General features: G+C 60.0%; 3 protein-coding genes. 1 reads left to right on the top strand and 2 read right to left on the bottom strand.

Going from position 1 to position 1,431, the window contains the following annotated elements:
- Positions 1–316: 316 nt before the first annotated feature.
- Together grxC and AC1D0Z_RS21735 are read right to left on the bottom strand one after the other, a co-directional pair.
- Positions 317–574, bottom strand: coding sequence for a glutaredoxin 3 (grxC, locus tag AC1D0Z_RS21740; RefSeq protein WP_477660226.1), 258 nt, complete (start codon positions 572–574; stop codon positions 317–319).
- Between the two features lie 143 nt (positions 575–717).
- On the bottom strand, positions 718–1,128 hold the full coding sequence (locus tag AC1D0Z_RS21735) for a rhodanese-like domain-containing protein (protein WP_477660225.1): 411 nt from the start codon (positions 1,126–1,128) through the stop codon (positions 718–720).
- Positions 1,129–1,286: 158 nt separating this feature from the next.
- Here AC1D0Z_RS21735 and AC1D0Z_RS21730 point away from each other — a divergent pair.
- Positions 1,287–1,431 (top strand): histidine phosphatase family protein (locus AC1D0Z_RS21730; protein WP_477660227.1); only part of this gene is annotated, 145 nt, incomplete at its 3' end.

Here is a 1,431-nt window from a genome sequence, read left to right as displayed (position 1 = left end):
GGCTTCAGCCATGGTGCTCTTTCGGGTGGGGGGAAGGTTGGATAGAGGATTCGACGCGCCGGGTTGCCGGTGACCAGCGGATTATAGGGAGCCCCCACGCTCCCCCACTTTGTGTGGGTCGCTGCCCCCCGAGGGGGCCGTCCGCCTGTGGCCCGGCAAAGCCGGTTCCACGGCTCATGCTGGCTTGAAGATTCAGTGATGTAACCAGCGAGGCGGTATTTCACCAGTGGGGGCCGCGGGTCCGGCTTTGCCGGCCCCAGGCGCCGCCCCCTGGAAKGGGGAGCAGGCTACATGCAAWGAGCCTGAACAGGGGTGATTACATCTCCAGCAACGGCAGCAGGCCGCCGCGGCTGTCCAGGGCCATGAGGTCATCGCAGCCGCCGACATGGGTGTCGCCGATAAAAATCTGCGGCACGGTGCGCCGGCCGGTGATGTCCATCATTTTCTGGCGTTCGCCGGGCACCATGTCCACACGGACTTCATCGAGCTCGGTGACGCCGCGCTGCTTCAGTATCTGCTTGGCCTGGATGCAATAAGGGCACGTGCCGGTGGTGTAAATCTTGACGGTTTGCATGGTTTCCTCCGGAGGAGCTGTTCTACGCGCAGCGCAGGAAAATTGGATGGTCAGGCCGAAGCCCGGGCCCAAAACCCGGTCAACGCCGAAGCGTTGCAGCTTTCATGCCTGCCCAAAACCGGATCAGGAAAATCTGAAACTGGTCAGGCCTTCTCAAGCGGAAGGTTAGCCTCTTTCCACGTTTTCAGCCCGCCGCCCAGTGATTGGGCCTGCTCGTAGCCGAGTTTTTTGGCCACAGCAACAGCCCGGCCGGCACGCGCACCGCTGGCGCACACCAGGATCAGCGGCAGGCCCTTGTTTTTGACAGCACCGGGGAGTTTGTCTTCCAGCTCGCTGAAAGGCACATTTTTGGCACCTGTGACGTGGCCTGCGGCAAATTCGTCCGGTTCGCTGACATCGATTACCACGGCTTTTTCACGGTTGATCAGTTGCACAGCACCGCTGGCCGTGAGCGCGCCGGCGTTCATGCCACTGGCAATCATGGGCCAAACGAGCATGCCGCCCGAGGCGACCGCTATCGAAATCAGCATCCAGTTATCGATCAGAAATTTCACGTTGTACCCTTTGTGTGTCTTGGAGCGCTTTTTCAGCGAACCCATGATTTTAGAATGGAGGGGCCCGAATACCCAGCCTGCGGCGCCCTATCCCCTCTTTTTTATCTTTTGCCCTCATCCCTCTCACCCTTTCCCACCCCCTCTGACACCTTCTGACCATGTACAAACTCGTGCTCATCCGCCACGGCGAATCGACCTGGAACCTGGAAAACCGCTTCACCGGCTGGACCGATGTTGACCTCACGGAAACCGGCATCGCACAGGCCAAAAACGCCGGCAAACTGCTCAAAAGCGAAGGCTATG

The sequence above is a fragment of the Polaromonas sp. P1_E3 genome (genome assembly GCF_056405935.1).
Note: the sequence above shows the minus strand (reverse complement) of the source record. Positions and strands in the feature narration are given on the sequence as shown.

Coding starts and splice junctions, on each gene's coding strand:
- grxC (WP_477660226.1), bottom strand. CDS start 574: ATGCAAACCGTCAAGATTTACACCACCGGCACGTGCCCTTATTGCATC.